Source organism: Pseudomonas palleroniana, assembly GCF_022836895.1.
In the GTDB taxonomy this organism is placed as follows: Bacteria; Pseudomonadota; Gammaproteobacteria; order Pseudomonadales; family Pseudomonadaceae; genus Aquipseudomonas; species Aquipseudomonas palleroniana.
This window is the reverse complement of record NZ_CP092411.1, coordinates 5,918,980-5,940,148: the sequence shown is the minus strand read 5'-3', so window position 1 is coordinate 5,940,148 and position 21,169 is coordinate 5,918,980. Positions and strand designations below refer to the sequence as shown.

The 21,169-nt window shown below is 61.8% G+C and carries 21 protein-coding genes; 8 read left to right on the top strand and 13 right to left on the bottom strand.

Annotated features, from left to right (window positions below; genetic code table 11):
* Entirely contained in the window at positions 1–1,344 is a 1,344-nt protein-coding gene (locus MJP36_RS26790; RefSeq protein WP_244384442.1) for a 3-oxoacyl-ACP reductase, read from the bottom strand.
* A 114-nt stretch (positions 1,345–1,458) separates the two neighbouring features.
* On the opposite strand from MJP36_RS26790, the gene MJP36_RS26785 reads away from it, so the two are divergent.
* On the top strand, positions 1,459–2,736 hold the full coding sequence (locus tag MJP36_RS26785) for an acetyl-CoA C-acetyltransferase (RefSeq protein ID WP_060755727.1): 1,278 nt from the start codon (positions 1,459–1,461) through the stop codon (positions 2,734–2,736).
* A 124-nt stretch (positions 2,737–2,860) separates the two neighbouring features.
* The gene (locus MJP36_RS26780; RefSeq protein WP_060755728.1) at positions 2,861–3,760 is read left to right on the top strand and encodes a PA4780 family RIO1-like protein kinase; all 900 of its coding nucleotides are present in this window, start codon (positions 2,861–2,863) and stop codon (positions 3,758–3,760) included.
* A gap of 142 nt (positions 3,761–3,902) precedes the next feature.
* On the opposite strand, the gene cueR is transcribed toward MJP36_RS26780, so the two are convergent.
* From cueR to MJP36_RS26765, 3 genes are all read right to left on the bottom strand, one after another.
* Positions 3,903–4,304 (bottom strand): Cu(I)-responsive transcriptional regulator, encoded by a 402-nt coding sequence (gene cueR, locus MJP36_RS26775; RefSeq protein ID WP_060755729.1) that lies wholly within the window; start codon positions 4,302–4,304, stop codon positions 3,903–3,905.
* Positions 4,301–6,502, bottom strand: a complete 2,202-nt coding sequence (locus tag MJP36_RS26770; RefSeq protein WP_244384441.1) for a heavy metal translocating P-type ATPase — start codon at positions 6,500–6,502, stop codon at positions 4,301–4,303. Before MJP36_RS26770 ends, cueR begins: the two co-directional genes overlap by 4 nt.
* Before the next feature lie 67 nt (positions 6,503–6,569).
* Entirely contained in the window at positions 6,570–6,950 is a 381-nt protein-coding gene (locus MJP36_RS26765) for a hypothetical protein (RefSeq protein ID WP_244384440.1), read from the bottom strand.
* Between the two features lie 289 nt (positions 6,951–7,239).
* Between MJP36_RS26765 and MJP36_RS26760 the strand changes: the two genes are divergently transcribed.
* Positions 7,240–7,437 (top strand): heavy-metal-associated domain-containing protein, encoded by a 198-nt coding sequence (locus MJP36_RS26760; protein WP_244384439.1) that lies wholly within the window; start codon positions 7,240–7,242, stop codon positions 7,435–7,437.
* Positions 7,438–7,524: 87 nt separating this feature from the next.
* Positions 7,525–8,718 (top strand): multidrug effflux MFS transporter, encoded by a 1,194-nt coding sequence (locus MJP36_RS26755; RefSeq protein ID WP_090366998.1) that lies wholly within the window; start codon positions 7,525–7,527, stop codon positions 8,716–8,718.
* A gap of 8 nt (positions 8,719–8,726) precedes the next feature.
* Here MJP36_RS26755 and MJP36_RS26750 read toward each other — a convergent pair whose 3' ends face one another.
* From MJP36_RS26750 to MJP36_RS26740, 3 genes are all read right to left on the bottom strand, one after another.
* A complete protein-coding gene (locus MJP36_RS26750; RefSeq protein ID WP_162843517.1) occupies positions 8,727–8,900 on the bottom strand; it encodes a hypothetical protein in 174 nt (57 codons plus the stop codon).
* Between the two features lie 145 nt (positions 8,901–9,045).
* Entirely contained in the window at positions 9,046–10,059 is a 1,014-nt protein-coding gene (locus tag MJP36_RS26745; RefSeq protein WP_244384438.1) for a zinc-binding alcohol dehydrogenase family protein, read from the bottom strand.
* Positions 10,060–10,083: 24 nt separating this feature from the next.
* Positions 10,084–10,377, bottom strand: a complete 294-nt coding sequence (locus MJP36_RS26740; RefSeq protein WP_060755735.1) for a putative quinol monooxygenase — start codon at positions 10,375–10,377, stop codon at positions 10,084–10,086.
* Between the two features lie 116 nt (positions 10,378–10,493).
* Between MJP36_RS26740 and MJP36_RS26735 the strand changes: the two genes are divergently transcribed.
* From MJP36_RS26735 to MJP36_RS26725, 3 genes are all read left to right on the top strand, one after another.
* On the top strand, positions 10,494–11,423 hold the full coding sequence (locus MJP36_RS26735) for a LysR family transcriptional regulator (RefSeq protein WP_244384437.1): 930 nt from the start codon (positions 10,494–10,496) through the stop codon (positions 11,421–11,423).
* Positions 11,424–11,557: 134 nt separating this feature from the next.
* On the top strand, positions 11,558–12,253 hold the full coding sequence (locus tag MJP36_RS26730; RefSeq protein WP_244384436.1) for a helix-turn-helix transcriptional regulator: 696 nt from the start codon (positions 11,558–11,560) through the stop codon (positions 12,251–12,253).
* Between the two features lie 109 nt (positions 12,254–12,362).
* Complete coding sequence (locus MJP36_RS26725) at positions 12,363–13,733, top strand: MFS transporter (RefSeq protein ID WP_244384434.1); 1,371 nt, start codon at positions 12,363–12,365, stop codon at positions 13,731–13,733.
* Between the two features lie 65 nt (positions 13,734–13,798).
* On the opposite strand, the gene MJP36_RS26720 is transcribed toward MJP36_RS26725, so the two are convergent.
* Positions 13,799–14,752 (bottom strand): adenosine deaminase, encoded by a 954-nt coding sequence (locus MJP36_RS26720; protein WP_043051475.1) that lies wholly within the window; start codon positions 14,750–14,752, stop codon positions 13,799–13,801.
* A 192-nt stretch (positions 14,753–14,944) separates the two neighbouring features.
* Between MJP36_RS26720 and MJP36_RS26715 the strand changes: the two genes are divergently transcribed.
* Positions 14,945–16,036 (top strand): calcium:cation antiporter, encoded by a 1,092-nt coding sequence (locus tag MJP36_RS26715; RefSeq protein WP_060755740.1) that lies wholly within the window; start codon positions 14,945–14,947, stop codon positions 16,034–16,036.
* Here the strand turns inward: MJP36_RS26715 and MJP36_RS26710 are convergent, their stop codons facing one another.
* From MJP36_RS26710 to MJP36_RS26690, 5 genes are all read right to left on the bottom strand, one after another.
* Entirely contained in the window at positions 16,037–17,392 is a 1,356-nt protein-coding gene (locus tag MJP36_RS26710; protein ID WP_244384433.1) for an 8-oxoguanine deaminase, read from the bottom strand.
* A 143-nt stretch (positions 17,393–17,535) separates the two neighbouring features.
* A complete protein-coding gene (locus tag MJP36_RS26705; protein WP_161547830.1) occupies positions 17,536–18,222 on the bottom strand; it encodes an SDR family oxidoreductase in 687 nt (228 codons plus the stop codon).
* 185 nt (positions 18,223–18,407) lie between these two features.
* Entirely contained in the window at positions 18,408–18,989 is a 582-nt protein-coding gene (locus tag MJP36_RS26700) for an IMPACT family protein (protein ID WP_060755743.1), read from the bottom strand.
* A 12-nt stretch (positions 18,990–19,001) separates the two neighbouring features.
* Positions 19,002–19,661: a TetR/AcrR family transcriptional regulator gene (locus MJP36_RS26695; RefSeq protein WP_060755744.1), complete on the bottom strand. Its 660-nt coding sequence runs from the start codon at positions 19,659–19,661 to the stop codon at positions 19,002–19,004.
* A gap of 96 nt (positions 19,662–19,757) precedes the next feature.
* Complete coding sequence (locus MJP36_RS26690) at positions 19,758–21,143, bottom strand: uracil-xanthine permease family protein (RefSeq protein ID WP_244384432.1); 1,386 nt, start codon at positions 21,141–21,143, stop codon at positions 19,758–19,760.
* Positions 21,144–21,169: the final 26 nt, after the last annotated feature.

Genomic DNA, 21,169 nt, shown 5'->3' with positions numbered 1-21,169 from the left:
TCAGGCTCCCAGCAGGCTTTGCCCACACACGCGCAAGGCTTGGCCGCTGACCGCACCAGAGCCCGGTTGGCCGAGCCAGGCCACGGCCTCAGCCACGTCTTGGGGCAGGCCGCCCTGGCCCAACGAACTCATGCGCCGCCCGGCTTCACGCAGGGCGAAGGGAATATGCGCGGTCATCTGGGTTTCGATAAACCCGGGCGCCACTGCGTTGATGCTGATCCCGCGTTCCTTCAGCAACGGCGCCCACGCCTGCGCCAACCCGATCAAGCCGGCCTTGCTCGCGGCGTAGTTGGTTTGCCCACGGTTGCCGGCAATGCCACTGATGGAGGCCAGCAGCACCACGCGGGCGTTGTCATGCAGGGTGCCGCTGTCGAGCAACGCCTTCGTCAGCACCTGGGGTGCATTGAGATTGACCGCCAGTACCGCGTCCCAATATTCCGGGGTCATGTTCGCCAGGGTTTTGTCGCGAGTGATACCGGCATTGTGCACCAGGATATCGAGGCCATCCGGCAGTTGTTCGATCAGCCGCGTGGCGGCGTCTTCTGCGCAGATATCCAGCACGAAGGTACGTGCCCCTAGGCGGGCGGCGAGGGCTTCGAGATCCGACTTGGCCTGGGGCACGTCGAGCAGAATCACCTCTGCACCGTCGCGGGCGAGGGTTTCAGCAATGGACGCGCCAATACCTCGGGCGGCACCGGTCACCAGGGCCTTGCGCCCGGCGAGAGGGCGAGTCCAATCTTCGACCGCAGTGGCGCAGGCTTGCAGGCGAATGACCTGGCCGGAGATATAGGCGCTTTTAGGCGAGAGGAAAAACCGCAATGCGCCTTCCAACTGCTCCTCGGCACCGTCGCCGACATACAGCAACTGCGCCACACCGCCGTTGCGCAGTTCCTTGGCCAACGAGCGGCTGAAACCCTCCAGGGCCCGTTGTGCGCTGGCGGCGAACGGGTCGCTGAGGCTCTCCGGCGCACGGCCGAGAATCACCAGGTGCGCGCTGTTATCCAGGTTTTTCAACAAGGGCTGGAAGAACTCACGCAACTGCTTGAGCTGGTCGGTGTGTTGCAGGTCACTGGCATCGAACACCACCGCCTTGAGCTTGGGGCCGTGGCCCGGAATCCACGTCGACGTCGTGGTGCCGTAGCTGTAGATGGCGTCGGTGAGTTTATGGGCGAAGGCGTGCACCTGATTCGCCAGCGCACCGCCGCCGAGCAGCAGGGCGCCTTCGACCGGGCGCAGGCGTCCGGCCTGCCAGCGTTCCAGGCGTACCGGTGACGGCAGGCCAATGGCGGCGACCAGGCGATGGCCGAGGCTTGAGTTGGCGAAGTCGATATAACGGTCAGACATGGAACGCTCTCCGAGTGCTGGGGTTCAAACGGTGGACCATCAATGGGTAACGGTCGTTCGATTGAGCCTAGGCTAGGCTTGATGATTCCACCCACCACCATCAGGGAGCTTTCCATGACTCAATTGCGCCGTGTAGCGATCATTGGCGGTAACCGCATTCCCTTCGCCCGCTCCAACGGCCCCTATGCCACGGCGAGCAACCAGGCCATGCTGACCGCTGCCCTGGAGGGCCTGATCGAACGCTACAACCTGCACGGCCTGCGGATCGGTGAGGTGGCGGCCGGAGCGGTGCTCAAACATTCCCGCGACTTCAACCTCACCCGCGAATGTGTGCTGGGCTCACGCCTGTCGCCGCAAACCCCGGCGTACGATATTCAACAGGCTTGCGGCACGGGGCTTGAGGCGGCATTGCTGGTGGCCAACAAGATCGCCCTGGGCCAGATCGAATGCGGGATTGCCGGTGGGGTGGATACCACTTCCGACGCGCCGATCGGCGTGAATGAAGGGCTGCGCAAGATTCTGCTGCAGGCCAACCGCAGCAAATCCATGGCAGATAAATTAAAACTGCTATTACAACTTCGCCCTCATCACCTCAAGCCCGAGCTGCCGCGCAACGGTGAACCACGCACGGGTTTGTCCATGGGCCAGCACTGTGAGCTGATGGCGCAAACCTGGCAGATTCCGCGTGCCGAGCAAGATCAGCTGGCACTTGAAAGCCACCAGAAAATGGCCGCGTCCTACGCTGAAGGCTGGCACAACGATCTGCTGACACCGTTTTTGGGCCTGACCCGCGACAACAACCTGCGCGCCGACCTGACCCTGGAAAAACTCGCCAGCCTCAAGCCGGTATTCGAGCGCAGCGACAAGGGCACGCTGACCGCCGGTAACTCCACGCCGCTCACCGACGGTGCGTCATTGGTATTGCTGGGCAGTGAAGCCTGGGCCAAGGAGCGTGGCTTGCCGATTTTGGCGTACTTGCGCGATGGCGAGGCGGCGGCGGTGGATTTCGTCAACGGCGCCGAAGGCTTGTTGATGGCGCCCGTGTATGCGGTGCCGCGTTTGCTGGCAAGGAATGGCCTGACGCTGCAGGACTTCGATTACTACGAAATCCACGAAGCCTTTGCTGCCCAGGTGTTGTGCACGCTCAAAGCCTGGGAAGATGCGGATTACTGCAAAACACGCCTGGGGCTGGATGCGCCGTTGGGTGCCATCGACCGCAGCCGGCTCAACGTCAAGGGCAGTTCGCTGGCTGCCGGGCACCCGTTCGCCGCCACAGGCGGGCGTATCGTCGCCAACCTGGCCAAACTGTTGGATGCGGCGGGCAAGGGGCGCGGCCTGATTTCCATCTGTGCAGCCGGTGGGCAGGGGGTTACCGCGATCATTGAGCGTTGAAACTGGCATATTGGATGCATTCTTAAGTGATCAACGGTCGGTAGCCCCTCCCACCGGCGAGCCGATTGCCGTATAACGAGTGCCACACGCGTGTTTGGTAATACAGGACCCACAATAAAAGCTGATGAAGACTCCTAAACGCATTGAACCCCTGATCGAAGACGGTCTGGTCGACGAAGTGCTGCGCCCACTCATGAGTGGTAAAGAAGCAGCTGTTTATGTGGTGCGCTGCGGTAACGAATTACGTTGCGCCAAGGTTTACAAGGAGGCGAATAAACGAAGTTTTCGTCAGGCGTCCGAATACCAGGAGGGCCGCAAGGTCCGCAACAGCCGGCAAGCCCGCGCCATGGCCAAGGGTTCCAAATTCGGCCGTAAAGAAACCGAAGATGCCTGGCAAAACGCCGAAGTGGCGGCGTTGTTCCGCCTGGCCGGTGCCGGTGTGCGCGTGCCTAAACCCTACGATTTCCTCGAAGGCGTGCTGTTGATGGAGCTGGTGGCCGACGAGTACGGCGATGCGGCGCCGCGTTTGAATGACGTGGTGCTGGAGCCGGACCAGGCGCGCGAGTACCACGCCTTCCTGATCTCCCAGATCGTGCTGATGCTGTGTACCGGCCTGGTGCACGGTGACTTGTCCGAGTTCAACGTGCTGCTCACCCCGACCGGCCCGGTGATCATCGACCTGCCCCAGGCGGTGGATGCGGCGGGCAACAACCACGCGTTCAGCATGCTGGAACGGGACGTGGGCAACATGGCGTCTTACTTCGGGCGCTTTGCCCCAGAGTTGAAAAAGACCAAGTACGCCAAGGAAATGTGGGCGTTGTACGAAGCCGGTACGCTGCACCCGGCCAGCGTCTTGACCGGCGAGTTCGACGAACCGGAAGAGCAGGCGGATGTGGGTGGCGTGATGCGCGAAATCGAAGCGGCACGGCGGGATGAAGAACGTCGCCAGGCAATTCGTGCGGCGGATGATGCGCCACCCGGCAAAGCGTCTGACGAACCCCCGCCACCGCCCTGGATGCAGTGATCTTGCAACAAATGAAGATCTGAAAAATGTGGGAGGGGGCTTGCTCCCGATTGCAGTGGGTCAGCTACAGATAAGTTGACTGATCCACCGCTATCGGGAGCAAGCCCCCTCCCACATTTTGATGTGTGGAGTCAGTCAAGCATCAGGTACAGCAACTGCCTGAGGCCAATTCCTTGAGGATCGGGCAATCCGGCCGATGATCGCCCTGGCAGTGCTCCACCAGGTCCTGCAGCGTATCGCGCAGTTGCCCCAGCTCCAGAATCTTCTGGTTCAGCTCATCGATATGCTGGCGCGCCAAGGCTTTCACATCAGCGCTGGCCCGTTGCCGGTCCTGCCACAGGGTCAGCAGCTTGCCGACCTCTTCCAATGAAAACCCCAGATCCCGCGAGCGCTTGATAAACGCCAGCGTGTGCAGGTCGTCGGGGCCATACACACGGTAGCCGCTGTCGGTGCGGTGCGCGGCTTTGAGCAGGCCGATGGATTCGTAGTAGCGAATCATCTTTGCGCTCAGCCCGCTTTGGCGAGCGGCTTGGCCGATGTTCATGGGCGTTGATCCTCCAGGTCCTTGGGTTTCCACGTCTTCAACAGTAACGCATTGCTCACCACGCTGACGCTGGACAAGGCCATCGCCGCGCCCGCCAGTACCGGGTTAAGCAGACCGAAAGCCGCGAGGGGAATGCCAATCAGGTTATACACAAAGGCCCAGAACAGGTTCTGGCGGATTTTTGCGTAGGTCTTGCGGCTGATGTCCAGTGCCGCGGGCACCAGGCGCGGATCGCCACGCATCAGGGTGATACCGGCGGCGTGCATGGCCACGTCGGTGCCGCCGCCCATGGCGATGCCGATATCGGCCGCGGCCAGGGCTGGAGCATCGTTGATACCGTCGCCAACCATGGCCACCACCCCAGTTCTTTTCAGCTCGGCGACCGTGGCGGCTTTGTCCGCCGGCAGCACTTCGGCGTGCACATCTTCGATGCCCAGCGCTTGCGCAACCACCCGGGCGCTGCCGCGATTATCGCCGGTCAGCAAGTGGCTGCTGATGTGTTGCGTCTTGAGCCGCTCCACCGCTTCCAGCGCGCCGGGCTTGAGTGTGTCGCCGAACGCGAACAGCCCGAGCACACGGGGTTGGGTGCCTTGCTCGATCAGCCAGGATAAGGTGCGGCCTTCGGCTTCCCAGGCCTTGGCGGATGCGGCCAAGTCACCCGCGTTCAAACCGGCCTCTTCCAGCAGACGGCGATTGCCCAGGGCCAGTTGCCGGCCGTCGAGCGTGCCGGCGATACCGCGACCGGTCAGGGCTTGGCTGGCACTCACATCCGCCACGTTCAGCCCCTGCTCGTGGCAGGCGTCCAGCACGGCCTTGGCCAGGGGGTGTTCGCTGCCGCGTTGCAAGGCGCCGGCCTGTTGCAGCAACAAGGCTTGATTGCCATCCACCGCCGCCATATGGGCAATTTTCGGCGTACCGGAAGTGAGGGTGCCGGTCTTGTCGAACACCACGGCGCTGACTTCATGCGCACGTTCGAGGGCTTCGGCGTCCTTGATCAAGATGCCATGACGTGCGGCCACGCCGGTACCGGCCATGATTGCCGTCGGTGTCGCCAGGCCCAGGGCGCAGGGGCAGGCGATCACCAGGACGGCGACGGCATTGATGATTGCCGTCTCCAGGGATGCGCCGTACCACCACCAGCCCACCAGCGTGATCAACGCCAGCACCAGCACGGCGGGCACGAATACTTGGCTGACTTTATCCACCAGTTTCTGGATCGGCGCCTTGGCCGCCTGCGCCTCTTCCACCAGGCGGATGATTCGCGCCAGCACACTTTCCGCGCCCAGGGCCTGGGTCCGCACCAGCAAGCGGCCTTCACCGTTGATGGCGCCGCCGGTGACTTTGTCGCCCGGCTGCTTCGGCACCGGCAGGCTTTCGCCGCTGATCAGCGCTTCGTCGGCATGGCTCTGGCCGTCCACCACTTCGCCGTCCACCGGGAAACGTTCGCCGGGCTTGACCAGCACCAGGTCGTCGAGCTTCAACGCGTTGATCGCCACCTCTTCTTCACGGCCATCGAGCACCCGCACCGCACGTTCCGGGCGCAAGGCTTCGAGGGCGCGGATGGCGCTGGCGGTCTGGCGTTTGGCGCGGCTTTCGAGGTATTTGCCGAGCAGTACCAGGGCGATAACTACCGCCGAGGCTTCGAAGTACAGGTGCGGCATGCCGCCTGCTGGGGTGGTGAGCCATTCATAGATACTCAAGCCGTAACCGGCGCTGGTGCCGATGGCCACCAGCAGGTCCATATTCCCGGCGCCGGCGCGTACGGCTTTCCAGGCGGCGATATAAAAGCGTGCACCAAAGATGAACTGCACTGGCGTGGCCAGGGCGAACTGCATCCAGGCGGGCAACATCCAGTGCAGGCCGAAGGGCTCCACCAGCATGGGCAACACCAACGGCAGCGCCAATAGAATTGCCAGCAACAACGACCAGCGCTCGCGATGCAGGCGCTGGGCCTGGTTGGCATCGGTGGCGGTTTCACTCTGGGGCAGGCTGGCGCTGTAGCCGGCTTTGTCGACGGCGGCGATCAACACGCCGGGGTCCAGCTGCCCCAGGACTTCGACATGCGCACGTTCATTGGCCAGGTTGACGCTGACGCTTTTCACCCCCGGCACCTTGCTCAGGGCGCGTTCGACGCGGCCTGCACAGCTGGCACAGGTCATGCCGCTGATGGGCAGGTCAAAGGCGGTGGATCCATTCATGGGGCAGTCCTCCAGAAGAAGTTGCCCCTAGGATCAACCTTGACCTGTGGGGAAGGTCAAGGGCCGATCAGTATTCCAGTGCGGCGGGTTTCAGGTACATGCCGTCCGGGCCCTGAGCGATACGCAACTTGCGTACATCCCCGGCCTTCAGCGTGATGTTCTGCGCCGGTGGCGCCAGCAGGCCCGGCAGGCAACCCGGAGCCTGGCCCGGCAGCAGTTTCAGGCGTAATGACAGGTTGCCCGCCGGCAGGTTGAAGGAATTGGCCTGCTCCTGGAACAGTCGGCCTGCCAGTTGGTCATTCAGGTACAGGCCGATTTCACAATTGGTCGGCACTTCCAGGCGCTCCCGGGAAATGATCAACACCGCATAGTCTTCAGCGGCTATGGCTTGTGGCGCAGCGACAGATAAGCCCATCAGGCCGGCAAGGGCAAAAAACAACCAGCGCATGGCGAATGCTCCGTGGTTTGAATCAACGATGGGTGAAGCTTGGCCTTTGAAGCCGCCGAATACCAGCCCGGCAGAATTTTTCAGAACTTGACCTTACCATCGTGGCAAGCCCAAGACTGCCTCAAACCTTGTAGTGAGCGGGCTTGCCCCGCGCTGGGTGGCGAAGCCGCCCCAACAAGGCCGCCGCCGTGTTCCAGGAAAACTGCGGCGCCTGGTTATAGGGCGGCTTCGCCCCCCAGCGCGGGGCAAGCCCGCTCACTACTCCCTACCTCGTTCAAGGAGAAATATCATGCAAGTATTCAGTGTTGAAGGAATGACCTGCGGCCATTGCGTCCGTGCCGTGACCCAGGCGGTGCAAAGCCAGGACCCGGCGGCGAGTGTGAAGGTCGACCTGGCGGCCAAGGAAGTCGGGGTTGAAAGCCGTCTGTCTGCCGAGGAGGTGATCAGCCTGATCAGTGAGGAAGGCTACAGCGCCAGGCGCGCTTGAATTTTCTGATAGTTAGCGAGCTAACTTAATGTTCATGACACCCAAGCACGGCTAGACTGTCGAGCTGCCGACTCACTTGGGTGTCTGATGAACCTCCGCATAATCCTGATTCTGGGCGCCTTGAGCGCCTTTGCGCCGTTGGCGATCGATTTCTACTTGCCCGGCTTTCCGGCCATGGCCACGGCCTTCGCGACCGACGAGAAGCATATCCAGCTGACCCTGGCGGTGTATTTCGGCGGCTTGGCCATCGGCCAGTTGATCTACGGCCCGCTGGCGGACCGGTTTGGCCGACGCGGCCCACTGCTCAGCGGTGTGACCTTGTTCACCCTGGCCTCGTTTGCATGCGCCTATGCGCCGTCGCTGGAGTGGCTGATCGGTGCGCGTTTCGTCCAAGCCCTCGGCGGATGTGCGGGCATGGTGATTTCCCGTGCGGTGGTCAGCGACAAATGTGATGCCGTGGGCTCGGCCAAGGTGTATTCGCAACTGATGCTGGTGACCGGCCTGGCACCCATCCTCGCGCCGTTGGCGGGTGGGGTGATGGTCGGCCTGTGGGGCTGGCAGTCGATCTTTTTGGCGCTATCGATGTTCAGCGTGATGGCGGCCCTGGCTGTCGCGGTCGGATTGCCGGAAACCTTTCCGGCCGACAAGCCGCGCCAGCCGTTGTCCGGCTCGCTGCGCCGCTACGGTGCGCTGCTGTCGGATCGGGTCTACCTCGGCTACGCCCTCACCGGGGGGATCTCGATTGCCGGGATGTTTGCCTACATCGCCGGTTCACCGTTCGTGTTCATCAAGCTCTATGGCGTGGCCCCGGAGCATTACGGCTGGCTGTTCGGTTCCAATGCCGCAGGTTTCATTCTGGTGGCGCAACTCAATGCACGGCTGCTGTCCAAGCGCGGCCCGGCGTTTCTGTTGTCGCGTACGGTGTGGGTGTACGTGCTGGCGGCGTTGACCTTGCTCGGTATCGCCGCGTTGCGCACCGAAGCGTTGTGGCCGTTGCTGGTGCCGCTGTTCATTTGCATCGCAAGCCTGGGCTGCATTTTGCCCAACACCTCGGCCTGTGCCATGGCCGGGCAGGGGGCACGGGCCGGCAGTGCGTCGGCGTTGCTCGGCTGCATTCAGTTTGGTGTGGCGGCGGGGGCTGCTTCGTTGGTCGGCGTGTTGCACGACGGCACGGCCATGCCGATGGCGATGGTCATCAGCTTGTGCGGTGTATTGGCGGTGACGGTGGCGGTGTCGACCCAGCGCCTGCAACGGGCCAGGGCCATGCAGGCGCAGGTCTGACGTGCGGATCAGCCGGCGGCGTAGTGCTGCTGGCTGAGGGGAATGTGGTGGGGCGCCTGGATTCGGGCTTTCAGGGTGTCGGCAAAAGCTCGGGCTTCGGCCTCACTGCGAAAGGTAATGGCTTTTTGGTCCAGGCGGACTTCCCATTGGGATTTTGCTAACGCTTTTATCAGGATCTTCATTGCTGACTTCCTCACGTAAAAGAATCGTGGCAAAGGCGGCCAATATAAACCCGAATGCGCGCGTAAATATGACAAAGATCAACTCTCGGACTAATGGTGTCGTCCATTACCCACATGAATAATGGACGCCTCCGACCGCTGTTATTCAGAACCCTTCGAGCACGATCTTGCCCTTGGCCTTGCCGCTTTCCAGCAGGGCGTGGGCGCGTCGCAGGTTCGCTGCGTTGATCACGCCGAAGTGTTCGCCGACCGTGGTTTTCAAAGTGCCGGCGTCGATCAGTTGAGCGACGCGATTGAGCAGGTTGTGCTGTTCGATCATGTCAGGGGTCTCGAACATCGAGCGGGTGTACATGAACTCCCAATGCAGCGACAGGCTCTTGCGCTTGAGCTTGCTCACGTCCAGCGCCTTGGGGTCGTCGATCAGCGCCAGCTTGCCTTGAGGTAGCAAGGCCTCGACCAGTTGGTCCAGGTGATGGTCGGTCTGGGTCAGGCTGGCAACGTGGGTCACCTGCGGGTAGCCGGCGGCTTTCAAGGCTTCGCTCAGTGGTTGGCTGTGGTCGACCACCAGATCGGCGCCCAGTGCCTTGGCCCATTCCTGAGTCTCGGGGCGCGAGGCCGTGCCGATGACTTTCAGCGCGGTGAGCCGGCTGGCCAGTTGGGTCAGGATCGAACCTACGCCACCGGCCGCGCCAACGATCAGCAAGCTCTGGCCCTGGTCTTCCTGACCTTCACGGATTTGCAGGCGCTCGAACAGCAGCTCCCAGGCGGTGATGGCGGTCAGCGGCAGCGCGGCCGCTTCGGCGAAACCCAGGCTCTTGGGCATATGCCCGACGATACGCTCATCCACCGTGTGCAGCTCACTGTTGCCACCCGGGCGCACCAGCGAACCGGCGTAGAACACTTTGTCGCCGGCCTTGAACAGCGTCACGTCGCTGCCGACCGCCTTGACCACACCGGCCACGTCCCAGCCCAGCACCTTGGCGGCGCCATTTTCCGGGGCGACGTTGTGGCGCACCTTGGTGTCCACCGGGTTGACCGAGATGGCTTTGACTTCTACCAGCAAGTCGCGTGGGCCGGCGACGGGCTCCGGCAGTTCGATGTCTTGCAGGGATTGGGGATCGTTGATCGGCAGTGAGGCGTAGTAGGCAATGGCTTTCATGGGGGCTCCGGAAAAGGGCGGTAATCAGGCGAGAAATTTCAGGCGCTTGAGTTCGAAGTGTTCGAGGACATCCGCGGCTTTGGCGCGGAAACTCTGGATATGTGCACTCTGGTCGTGGTCGGCCAGCGCCGCATCGTCGCTCCAACGTTCGAGCATGTAGAAAGTTTCGGGGTGTTGCAGGTCCTGGTGCAGGTCGTACTGCTCGCAACCGGCTTCGAGGCGGGTCGGTTCCAGCAGGCCGCGCAGCAGGGTTTCCAGCGTGGCCTGTTGGCCGGGTTTGGCAACCAGCGTGGCAATGACATTAAAGGCAGCAGACATACTCAACTCCTGGCACGTGATAAGCGGTGGATAGATGATTGGCTATTTCCCGTGAAGGAAAAAGCGGCTAAAACAGCAGGCTGTTTCAATAAATTTTTGATAATGAGCGAGAACACATGCTGCGCTTCGATGATTTGCAGCTGTTTGTGCGCGCGGCGGACCTGGGCAGCCTGTCTGCCGCGGCGAGGGTCATGGACCTGTCGCCCGCGGTGGCCAGCGCTGCGCTCAAGCGCATCGAACAGCAACTGGGCACGCGCTTATTGGCGCGCTCGACGCGCAGCCTGCGGTTGACTGCCGAAGGTGAAGGTTTCCTGGAATACGCCCGTGCCGCATTGAGTTCGCTGGACGAAGGACGGCGCTTATTGGCCAGTGGCCAGGACCATGTCAGCGGCGTGTTGCAATTGTCGGCGCCCTCGGACTTCGGGCGTAACCAGCTGTTGCCATGGCTGGATGAGTTCCAGCGTGAATACCCGCAACTGGCGGTGCGCCTGTTGCTGGGCGATCGCATTGCCGACCTGTTCCGCCAGCCTGTCGATATTGCCTTGCGCTACGGCGAGCCCGAGGACTCGAGCCTGATTGCACTGCCCATCGCCCCGGACAATGTTCGCGTGCTGTGTGCCGCCCCCAGCTACCTCGCCCGGTATGGCGAGCCCCGGCACCTGGAGCAACTGGCCCAGCATAATTGCCTGCTCTATATGCTCGGCAGCCGAGTCCACGATCGCTGGAGTTTTCACGACGGCCGGCGTGAGGTGAGCCTGACGGTGGCCGGCGACCGTTTCAGTGACGATGCCGACGTCGTTCGTCGCTGGGCTGTCGCGGGTGTCGGCATTGCCTACAAGTCCTGGTTGGATGTGAGCACGGATGTGCTGGCCGGGCGTTTGCGGGTGATCCTGCCTGAGCTGCGCGGGGAGCGCACACCGCTCAATCTGCTATGCGCCCACCGTGCGCAATTGAGCAAGCCGATCAACTTGCTGCGGGAGATGCTGGTATCCCGTTGTGCGACATTGACTGCGCAATGGTCGGAGCGCTTGAACACTGGGCAATAGCTTCCACCACAGCAGGAAATTTCACTCAGACCCTGTCCCTATCTGCAGCGTCAGACCCGGCGGTGCGTGCGGGGTGCGCACCTATACTTTGGCGCCAACCGCAGCAGATAAATGATTCAACAGGGAGTGAATACGTGGAAGAAGCACCTTGCATCAGTCAGATCGCCAGCTTGCTTGCCGAGCCTAAACGTACGGCCATGCTCTGGGCCTTGATGGACGGTTCCGTGAAATCTTCAGAGGAGTTGGCGGCGCTCGCCGGGTTGTCCGCCGCGTCGGCCAACGCCCATTTGGCTCGGCTGACCGCAAGCGGCCTGCTGCTCACCGAGGCCCGACGCGGCAAGCGCCTGTTTCGTGTGGCGGCCGCCGATGTGAGTGCCGCCATCGACGCGCTGGCCAGTACCACCATGGCCAGCGCCGCCCGTAGCCGCCCCGCTGTTTCGCCACCGGCGTTGGTGGCGCCGCCGCTGTTGCGCCGTGCCCGGTTGTGCCATGGGCATCTCGGTGGGGAGTTGGCGGCGGGGTTGTATCAGCGCATGTTGGCGGCGGGTTGGATTGAGCGTCACGAACAACGTATCGAGGTCACGGTCAAGGGCGCGCAATGCCTGGCAGACCTGGGTATTTTTACTCAGGCGCTGGCGTCGCCGCTGGTCTGCGACTGTTTCGACTGGAGCCAGCCACAACCCCACTTGGGTGGCGCCTTGGGCGTGGGGCTGCTGCAACTGTTCCTGCAGTCGAACTGGATCAGTGTGATCAACGAGTTCCGGGCCTTGTTGGTGAACGACGTCGGGCTTGCACACATCCAGTTGATCGCGGCGCCTGAGCAACCCTGATGCCCGTCGGCCGGCGTCGTTCAGGGTTTCGACCAGGTCGCATCCAGCAATAACCCGCGCCAATGATGCCGCACACTGGCCGAGGGGATTTTCACACTGGGGGTGCGGCATGGGTTTACAGGGCTATAGCGCGGCGGAGCGTCTGGAACGGTTGCCCATCAGCGGCTACCACCGAATCATCTTTATCATTATCGCCCTGGCGTTTTTCTTCGACTCCATGGACTTGGCGATGATGACCTTCCTGTTAGGTTCCATCAAAACCGAGTTTGGCCTGAGCACGGCCCAGGCCGGGTTACTGGCCAGTTCGAGCTTTTTCGGCATGGTGGTCGGCGCCTCGTTGTCGGGCATGTTGGCTGATCGCTTTGGCCGTAAGCCGGTGTTCCAGTGGAGCATCGTGTTATGGGGCATTGCCAGCTACCTGTGTTCCACGGCGCAGACGCTGGAGATGCTGACGTTATTTCGCATCTTGCTGGGGATCGGCATGGGCATGGAATTCCCGATTGCCCAATCGATGCTGTCGGAGCTGATTCCGGCCAAGGGGCGTGGTCGGTACATTGCGTTGATGGATGGCTTCTGGCCGCTGGGGTTTGTGGCGGCGGGTGTGCTGTCTTACTTCCTGCTGCCGGTGATTGGCTGGCGTGACATCTTCCTGGTGCTGGCGGTGCCGGCGGTGTTTGTACTGGCGATTCGGTTTTTTATCCCGGAGTCGCCGCGCTGGCTGGAGCAGGCCGGGCGGCATGCGGCTGCCGACCAGGTCTTGCAGAGTATCGAACAGAAGGTGCGTGCTTCATTGGGCCGCGTCGATTTGCCGGAGCCGATCCGCCTGCCACGGGTGGAAAGCACGCCGGGGACGTTTTTTTCGGCATTCCAGCAGTTGTGGTCGGCGCAGTATCGCCAGCGCACGATGATGATCTGGTGCGTCTGGTTCTTTGCCTTGCTCGGCTTTTACGGCCTGACTTCGTGGCTGAGTGCATTGCTGCAGCAGTCAGGTTTTGCGGTGACCCAGTCGGTGTATTACACCGTGATCATTTCCCTGGGCGGCATCCCCGGTTTCCTGATGGCCGCCTGGTTGGTGGAGCGCTGGGGGCGTAAGCCGGTGTGCGTGGTGACCTTGCTCGGCGGCGGGGTGATGGCGTTTGTGTATGGGCAGAGCGCGGTATTCGGCGGCAATGTCGGTTTGCTGATCACCTCGGGTTTATTGATGCAGTTCTTTCTGTTTGGCATGTGGGCGGTGCTGTACACCTACACGCCGGAGTTGTATCCCACATCGGCACGGGCGACCGGCTCGGGGTTCGCCTCGGCGATTGGTCGGGTCGGCTCATTGCTGGGGCCGTTGGTGACGGGGTTGGTGTTCCCGGTTACCGGGCAGGGCGGGGTGTTTGCCTTGGGCGCGCTGTGCTTTGCAGTGGCGGCGCTGGTGGTGTGGGTATTCGGGATGGAGACGAAGGGCAAGACTCTGGAAGAGCTGACGCAAGCCTGAAGTTGATGAGCACAGTGTGAGAGGGGGTCAGCCCCCCTCTCACCTGTCGAGCTGCATTTATTCCGTTATGGCTTTACCAGGCGCGCATCCAGGCTGTTCTGCGCCAGGCGCTTGGCCTGGTCCTGGGTCATGCCCAGCGAGGTGTACAGCGCGTGGAAGTTCTCGGTGACATAACCGCCGAAGTACGCCGGGTCATCCGAGTTCACCGTCACCTTCACGCCACGCTCAAGCATGTCGAGGATGTTGTGCTGGGCCATGTCGTCGAACACGCACAGTTTGGTGTTGGACAGCGGGCACACGGTCAATGGGATCTGCTCGTCGATGATGCGCTGCATCAGGCGCTCGTCTTCGATGGCCCGCACGCCATGGTCGATACGCTGGATTTTCAGCAGGTCGATGGCTTCCCAGATGTACTCGGGCGGGCCTTCTTCACCCGCGTGGGCCACGGTGAGGAAGCCTTCGTGGCGGGCACGGTCGAACACGCGCTGGAACTTGCTCGGCGGGTGACCCATCTCCGAACTGTCCAGGCCCACGGCCACGAATGCATCACGGAACGGCAGGGCCTGGTCGAGGGTTTTCTCGGCCTCGGCTTCGCTCAGGTGGCGCAGGAAACTCAAGATCAAACCGCTGGTGATCCCCAGTTGCTGCTCACCATCTTTCAGTGCGGCGGCGATGCCGTTGAGCACCACTTCGAACGGCACGCCACGGTCGGTATGGGTTTGCGGGTCGAAGAAGGGTTCGGTGTGGATCACGTTCTGTGCTTTGCAGCGCAGCAGGTAAGCCCAGGTCAGGTCGTAGAAGTCCTGGGAGGTGCGCAGCACGTCGGCGCCCTTGTAATACAGGTCGAGAAATTCCTGCAGGTTGTTGAAGGCGTAAGCCTTGCGCAGGGTTTCGACGTCGTTCCACGGCAGCGCAATCTTGTTGCGCTCGGCCAGGGCGAACAGCAACTCAGGCTCCAGCGAGCCTTCCAGGTGCAGGTGCAGTTCAGCCTTGGGCAGGGCGTTGAGCCAATCGTACATGTCTAGTTTCTCATCAGGTGCAATGGCGGCATTCTACAGGCCATGGACGAAATATTTGGCAAAACCTGACCAGCAGGAGAGTTTTGCTTAGTTCACGCCAGAGCAGCGTGAACTAAGGTGTAACGAAACGTTAGCGATGTGCCGTAGTCTGTACCCCATCAATGACTGATTAGCTGTTTGATAAGGCCCGGAATGCTCACATCCCTCAAGCAAGAAAAATTCATGCTCCTGGCGCTGGTTGCCGCCATCGCCGCCTACCCGCTGGAGCACTGGATGCTCCACAGCGGACAAATGGTCGCGTTGCTCGCCGGCCTGGCGCTGATCGTTTTTATCGTGATGGCTTCGATGCGCGTGGCCCATCACGCCGAACAATTGGCGGAAAAGGTCGGCGACCCCTACGGCACCATGATCCTGACCCTGGCCGCCGTGCTGGTGGAAGTGGTGATCCTGGCGATCATGATGAGCAATGAGCCGTCGCCCACCCTGGTGCGCGACACCATCTATTCGGCGGTGATGCTCGACATCAACGGCATCCTCGGCCTGGCTGCGCTGATGGGCGGCATCAAGCACGGAGAGCAGTCCTACAATGACGATTCGGCGCGCACCTACAGCGTGATGATCCTCACCGCCATGGGGGTGTCGATGGTGGTGCCGGAATTTATCCCTGAAGCTGACTGGAAAATCTACTCGGCGTTTACCATCGGTGCGATGGTGTTGCTCTACACCTTGTTCCTGCGCATGCAGGTGGGGCCGCACAGTTATTTCTTCAGCTACAGCTACCCGGAAAAGCGTCGTAAGAAACAGCCGGAAGAACACCAGGAGCCGCCGATCAACCTGGCGTTTTCCATCGCTACGTTGGTGTTTGGGGTGATTGTGATTGGCGCATTGGCCGAGGTGATGTCCAAGACCCTCGACCTGGGCCTGGAAGGCACGGGCGCGCCGCCGGTGATTACGGCGATCGTGGTCGCGGCCATTTCGGCCGCACCGGAAATCCTCACCGCGTTGCGCGCCGCCTTGGCCAACCGCATGCAGTCGGTGGTGAACATCGCGTTGGGCGCTTCGTTATCGACGGTGATCCTGACCGTGCCGGTGATGGAGGCCATGGCGCTCTACACCGGCCAGCCGTTTCAGATGGCGATGACGCCGGTGCAAACGGTGATGGTGTTTATCACGCTGATCGTCAGCGCGATTAACCTCAACGATGGCGAAACCAACGCCATCGAAGGGATGACCCATTTCGTGTTGTTCGCGACCTTTATCATGTTGTCGCTGTTGGGCTTGTAATCAGCCTGCGATCAACTGCCGTGCCGCCTGGGTGTGATCGGCAATCAAGCCTTTCAGATCCAGGCCCTCGACCTGGCCGTCGATGACCCGCCATTGGCCGCCGACCATGACCCGATCCGCACGATCCGCACCGCACAACAGCAGCGCCGAGATCGGGTCGTGGCTGCCGGAAAAACGCAGTTCATCGAGCTTGAACAGCGCCAGGTCGGCCTGCTTCCCGACGGCCAACTCACCGATATCCGTACGCCCAAGCAATTGCGCCGAGCCTTTGGTGGCCCAGCCCAGCACGCCTTCGGGGGTGATTTTTTCCGCACCGTACCGCAGGCGTTGGATATACAGGGCCTGACGGGCCTCAAGGATCATGTTCGACGCATCGTTGGACGCAGAACCGTCTACGCCCAGGCCAATGGGCGCGCCTGCGGCCAGCAGGTCCAGGGTGGGGCAGATACCCGAGGCCAGGCGCATATTCGAACTGGGGCAATGGCAGATACCGGTGCCGGCGGCACCCAGGCGTGCGATCTCGTCGGGGTTGAAATGGATGCCGTGGGCCAGCCACGTGCGCGGGCCGAGCCAACCGACACTGTCGAGATAGTCCACGGTGCGCAGGCCGAAACGTTGCAGGCAGAAGTCTTCTTCATCGAGGGTTTCCGCCAGGTGTGTATGCAGGCGCACGTCGAGCGTGTTGGCCAGTTCGGCGCTGGCTTGCATGATTTGCGGGGTGACGGAAAACGGCGAGCAGGGCGCCAGGGCTATCTGGATCTGCGCGCCCTCGCCACGCTCGTGGTAGGTGTGGATCAGGCGTTGGCTGTCTTCGAGGATCACTTGGCCTTGTTGGACGGTCTGCTGCGGTGGCAGCCCACCGTCGGCTTCGCCCAGGCTCATGGAACCGCGGGTCAGCATGGCGCGCATACCCAGTTCACGCACGCTCTGCACTTGCACGTCGATGGCGTTTTCCAGGCCGTCGGGGAACAGGTAGTGGTGATCCGCTGCCGTGGTGCAGCCCGAGAGCAGCAATTCGGCCAGCGCGACCTTGGACGCCAGCGCGAGTTTTTCCGGAGTCAGTCGTGCCCAGACCGGGTAGAGGGTTTTCAGCCACGGGAACAACGGCTGGTTGACCACGGGCGCCCAGGCGCGGGTCAAGGTCTGGTAGAAGTGGTGGTGGGTGTTGATCAGCCCGGGAAGAACGACATGTTCGCGAGCATCGAACACCTGTGCACAGGGCTGCGCGGGTTCTTGCCCCGGAGCCAGCAGTTCGGCAATCACGCCGTCTTGCAGCACCAGGCCGCCACGGGCGTCGAGGCCGTTGGCAGTGAAAATTGCGAGGGGGTTTTTTAACCAGATACGGGTCGCAGGCATTGGCCGGCTCCTCTGAATGATGGGTTCAGGTTTGCCAGCTCAGTGTTGCCCTGTCTGCTGATCCAGGGTCGCCGGTGAAGGCGAGGGGGCAGTCTACGCGTGGGGCGTTATCGACCGCAATCGATCGATAACGCCCCACCGGTTTACCAGGCGATGGTATCGCCCTTGTAGTCGATGAAGTGATGGCCGCCTTTGCCGGTGTAGGCGTTCACCTGGTCCACCAGGCCGCGTACGCTGGTGTCGACATCGATGTGCGCGTTTTCCCCGCCCATGTCGGTCTTCACCCAGCCCGGGTGCAGCGACAGCACGGTGAGCTTGTGATCGCCAAGTTGAGTGATGAAGCTGTTGGTCATGGAGTTGAGCGCGGCTTTGCTGGCTTTGTACAGCGCCAGGTCCGAGCCGTCGGGAATGGTCACGCTGCCCAGCACCGAACTCATGAACGCCAGTACGCCGCTGTCCTGGCGGATCCGCCCGACAAAGCGTTGGGCCAGGTTGATCGGCGCCACCGCGTTGGTGAAGAACAATTGGCCGACTTCCGCCAGTGTGGCGTGGCCCGGCTCCTGATTGGCCGGGCCCTTGACGCCGGCATTGACGAACAGCAGGTCGAAAGTGCGGTCCTTGAGGCGCTGGCTCAAGGCGATCACGGCTTGTTGATCATCCATATCCAGCTTCTCGATATGCACCGGGCCCAATGCTTTCAGGGCATCGGCCTTGTTCGGATCACGCACGGTGGCGGTCACGTCCCAGCCGTCCTGAAGCAATTGCTTGACCAGGCCAAGGCCCAGCCCGCGCGAGGCGCCGATGATCAATGCGGTTTTTGGCGTAGACATGAAGGCTTCCTTTGGAGTCGCGGTTCAGTGAATTCGGCTGACCACATTACCCCAGGCTTGGGCAAATGGGGTCAAGTGTTGTTGAGCAAAAAACGAACAGTGCTCGCAACCCCTTGTGACAGAAGGGTTACAGACCGATGTGCTCAGGTTATCCACAGGCAGGTGCACAGTACATGTGGGCAGTTTCACCGTTGTAGCAGGATGCGCCCACGGCTGAGGTCGGCGAGTTGGGTTTGCAGGGTATCGATGTGAGCCTCGCCCAGTGCGAGCTGTAGTTCGACGCCATTGGCGGTGAAGTGTTCGTCGACCACCAGGCCGCCCAGTTCGGCGACGCGCAGTTTCACCAGGTTCAACTCGGAGAACCCGCAGGCACAGCTCAGCGGTACACGGCTGATCAGTTCGATGCGCTCGGCATTCTGCAGGCATTTGTTCGCGCCACCCCCGTAGGCACGGGCCAGGCCGCCCGTACCCAGCTGGATACCGCCGTACCAGCGAATCACCAGCACGGCGACCTGATCAAACCCCTGGGCTTCGATAGCCGCCAGGATCGGCCGCCCGGCCGTGCCGCCTGGTTCGCCATCGTCATTGCTACGGTACTGATCGGCGAGCTTCCAGGCCCAACAGTTGTGCGTGGCGTTGAGGTCGCTGTGTTGCTCGAAGAACGCCTGGGCGTCCTGCGGGCTGGTGATCGGCGCGGCGAGAGTGATGAAGCGGCTTTTGCGGATTTCTTCACGAAATTCGCAAAGGCCGGTGAGCGTGAAAGGCATAAGTCGCTTCGTTCAGAGGGCCGGCTTGATGCCACAGCCTTTGAGAATGATATGGATCAGGTTGGTACCGGCGTCTTCCATATCCTGTTTGGTCAGCTTGGTACGGCCGGTGACGCGGCAGATTTGCGTTGCGAAGTCGGCATAGTGCTGGGTGCTGCCCCATAGCAGGAAGATCAGGTGCACGGGGTCGATGGGGTCCATCTTGCCAGCCTCGATCCAGGCCTGGAACACCGCCGCCCGGCCGCTGAACCAGGCGCGGTAGTCTTGGCTGAAGTATTCGGTCAGGCATTCACCGCCGCTGATGATCTCCATGGCGAAGATCCGCGAGGCTTGTGGGTGTCGCCGGGAAAACTCCATCTTGGTGCGGATGTAGCGGGTTAGGGCCACCGCTGGGTCGTCCTCGGCAGTCAGCGCGTTGAAGGTGCTGTCCCACAGTTCGAGGATGTTGCTGAGCACGGCGATATACAGGCCCAGTTTGTTGGTGAAGTAGTAATGCAAGTTGGCCTTGGGCAGTCCGGCACTCGAGGCGATGGTGTTCATGCTGGTGCCTTTGTAGCCGTGGCGCGCGAACTCATCTTCAGCTGCTTGAAGAATCGCTTGTTCGTTCTTTTGTCGAATGCGGCTGGCGGGCTTGCCGGCGTGGTGGCTGTGGGCAGGAACTTCGAGGCTCATGGAGGTTTCCGTGCTGATCGATAGAGGCGACGTGTGCACAGATAACCCACCCTCAAGCCTCAGACAAGTCCCGATGCAATAAAACCCTTAAAGCGGTTACAGCGTGTCGCTTTGCGCCGTGTGATTTGCGGCAATGTGCGTGGCTTTGGCTTCGGGCAATAACAGGCACAACAGGATGGCGGTCAGGCCGCCGCTGGTGATGGCCGAGTCGAACAGGTTCTGCACCAGGGGCGGCATCAAATGCAGCAGGTTGGGTTGGGCGGCGATACCCAGGCCCACGCCAAACGAGGTGGCGATGATCAGCATGCTGCGCCGGTCCAGCGGCGCCTGGGCGAGGATGCGCACACCGGCGGCGGCCACGCTGCCGAACATCACCAGGGTTGCACCGCCCAGCACCGGCTTGGGGATTTGCTGCAGGATGGCACCCACCAGCGGAAACAAACCGAGACAGAACAGCAAGACGCCTATGTATAAACCGACGTAGCGGCTGGCCACGCCGGTGAGCTGGATGACGCCGTTGTTCTGCGCAAAGGTGGTGTTGGGAAAGGCGCTGAACGTGGCGGCGATCATGCAACTGACACCATCGCCCAGGACGCCGCCCTTGAGTCGGCTTATGTAAGAAGGGCCGCTGATAGGTTGACGGGCAATCATGCAATTGGCGGTGAGGTCGCCAACGGTTTCGATGCTGCTGATCAGGTAAATCAGCGCGATCGGCAGGAAAGCGCTCCAGTCGAAATTGAAACCAAAGCGAAACGGGATCGGCAAGCTGATCACGGGCAAGTCGGGCAGGGCTTGAGGGACCAGTTTGCCGCTCAGCCACGCCGCAAGGCTGCCGAGGGCCAGGCCGATGATGATCGCCGAGAGACGCACCCACGGCGTGTTCGAGCGATTGAGCAGGATGATCGTCAGTACCACGAACAGGCCCTGGGCCAGATTGCCGGGAGCGCCGAAGTCCGGCGCGTTGAAACCTCCGCCCAGGTCGGTGATGCCCACTTTGATCAGGCTGATGCCGATCAGCGTGATGACAATCCCGGTCACCAACGGCGTGATTACCCGGCGCAACTGGCCGATGAAACGGCTCAACAGAATCTGCACCGCGGCGCCGAAAAAGCACACGCCGAAGATCATCGCCATGATGTCCTCCGGGCTGCCGCCGCGTTGTTTGACCAGGAAACCCGCCGACAGCACCGCGCCGAGAAACGCAAAGCTGGTGCCTTGCAGGCAGATCATGCCGGCGCCTATCCCAAACGGCCTACGCGCCTGGATGAAGGTCCCTACACCGGAGACCATGAGCGCCATGCTGATCAGGTAGGGCAAATGGGCGGTCAGGCCCAAGGTGGAGCCGATGATCAGCGGCGGGGTGATGATGCCGACGAAGGCGGCCAGCACGTGTTGCAGGGCGGCCAGGCAGGCGGCGGCGGGTTTTGGCCGGTCGTTGAGGCCGTAGATCAGGTCATTGGTGCTGGCGGAATCTGGTGGCATGGCGGGCAAACTCAAGGCGGACGGTT

Excerpts from the sequence above, each read along its gene's own strand:
- MJP36_RS26790 (WP_244384442.1), bottom strand. The coding sequence starts at position 1,344 with ATGTCTGACCGTTATATCGACTTCGCCAACTCAAGCCTCGGCCATCGC.
- MJP36_RS26785 (WP_060755727.1), top strand. The coding sequence starts at position 1,459 with ATGACTCAATTGCGCCGTGTAGCGATCATTGGCGGTAACCGCATTCCC.
- MJP36_RS26780 (WP_060755728.1), top strand. The coding sequence starts at position 2,861 with ATGAAGACTCCTAAACGCATTGAACCCCTGATCGAAGACGGTCTGGTC.
- cueR (WP_060755729.1), bottom strand. The coding sequence starts at position 4,304 with ATGAACATCGGCCAAGCCGCTCGCCAAAGCGGGCTGAGCGCAAAGATG.
- MJP36_RS26770 (WP_244384441.1), bottom strand. The coding sequence starts at position 6,502 with ATGAATGGATCCACCGCCTTTGACCTGCCCATCAGCGGCATGACCTGT.
- MJP36_RS26765 (WP_244384440.1), bottom strand. The coding sequence starts at position 6,950 with ATGCGCTGGTTGTTTTTTGCCCTTGCCGGCCTGATGGGCTTATCTGTC.
- MJP36_RS26760 (WP_244384439.1), top strand. The coding sequence starts at position 7,240 with ATGCAAGTATTCAGTGTTGAAGGAATGACCTGCGGCCATTGCGTCCGT.
- MJP36_RS26755 (WP_090366998.1), top strand. The coding sequence starts at position 7,525 with ATGAACCTCCGCATAATCCTGATTCTGGGCGCCTTGAGCGCCTTTGCG.
- MJP36_RS26750 (WP_162843517.1), bottom strand. The coding sequence starts at position 8,900 with ATGAAGATCCTGATAAAAGCGTTAGCAAAATCCCAATGGGAAGTCCGC.
- MJP36_RS26745 (WP_244384438.1), bottom strand. The coding sequence starts at position 10,059 with ATGAAAGCCATTGCCTACTACGCCTCACTGCCGATCAACGATCCCCAA.
- MJP36_RS26740 (WP_060755735.1), bottom strand. The coding sequence starts at position 10,377 with ATGTCTGCTGCCTTTAATGTCATTGCCACGCTGGTTGCCAAACCCGGC.
- MJP36_RS26735 (WP_244384437.1), top strand. The coding sequence starts at position 10,494 with ATGCTGCGCTTCGATGATTTGCAGCTGTTTGTGCGCGCGGCGGACCTG.
- MJP36_RS26725 (WP_244384434.1), top strand. The coding sequence starts at position 12,363 with ATGGGTTTACAGGGCTATAGCGCGGCGGAGCGTCTGGAACGGTTGCCC.
- MJP36_RS26720 (WP_043051475.1), bottom strand. The coding sequence starts at position 14,752 with ATGTACGATTGGCTCAACGCCCTGCCCAAGGCTGAACTGCACCTGCAC.
- MJP36_RS26715 (WP_060755740.1), top strand. The coding sequence starts at position 14,945 with ATGCTCACATCCCTCAAGCAAGAAAAATTCATGCTCCTGGCGCTGGTT.
- MJP36_RS26710 (WP_244384433.1), bottom strand. The coding sequence starts at position 17,392 with ATGCCTGCGACCCGTATCTGGTTAAAAAACCCCCTCGCAATTTTCACT.
- MJP36_RS26705 (WP_161547830.1), bottom strand. The coding sequence starts at position 18,222 with ATGTCTACGCCAAAAACCGCATTGATCATCGGCGCCTCGCGCGGGCTG.
- MJP36_RS26700 (WP_060755743.1), bottom strand. The coding sequence starts at position 18,989 with ATGCCTTTCACGCTCACCGGCCTTTGCGAATTTCGTGAAGAAATCCGC.
- MJP36_RS26695 (WP_060755744.1), bottom strand. The coding sequence starts at position 19,661 with ATGAGCCTCGAAGTTCCTGCCCACAGCCACCACGCCGGCAAGCCCGCC.
- MJP36_RS26690 (WP_244384432.1), bottom strand. The coding sequence starts at position 21,143 with ATGCCACCAGATTCCGCCAGCACCAATGACCTGATCTACGGCCTCAAC.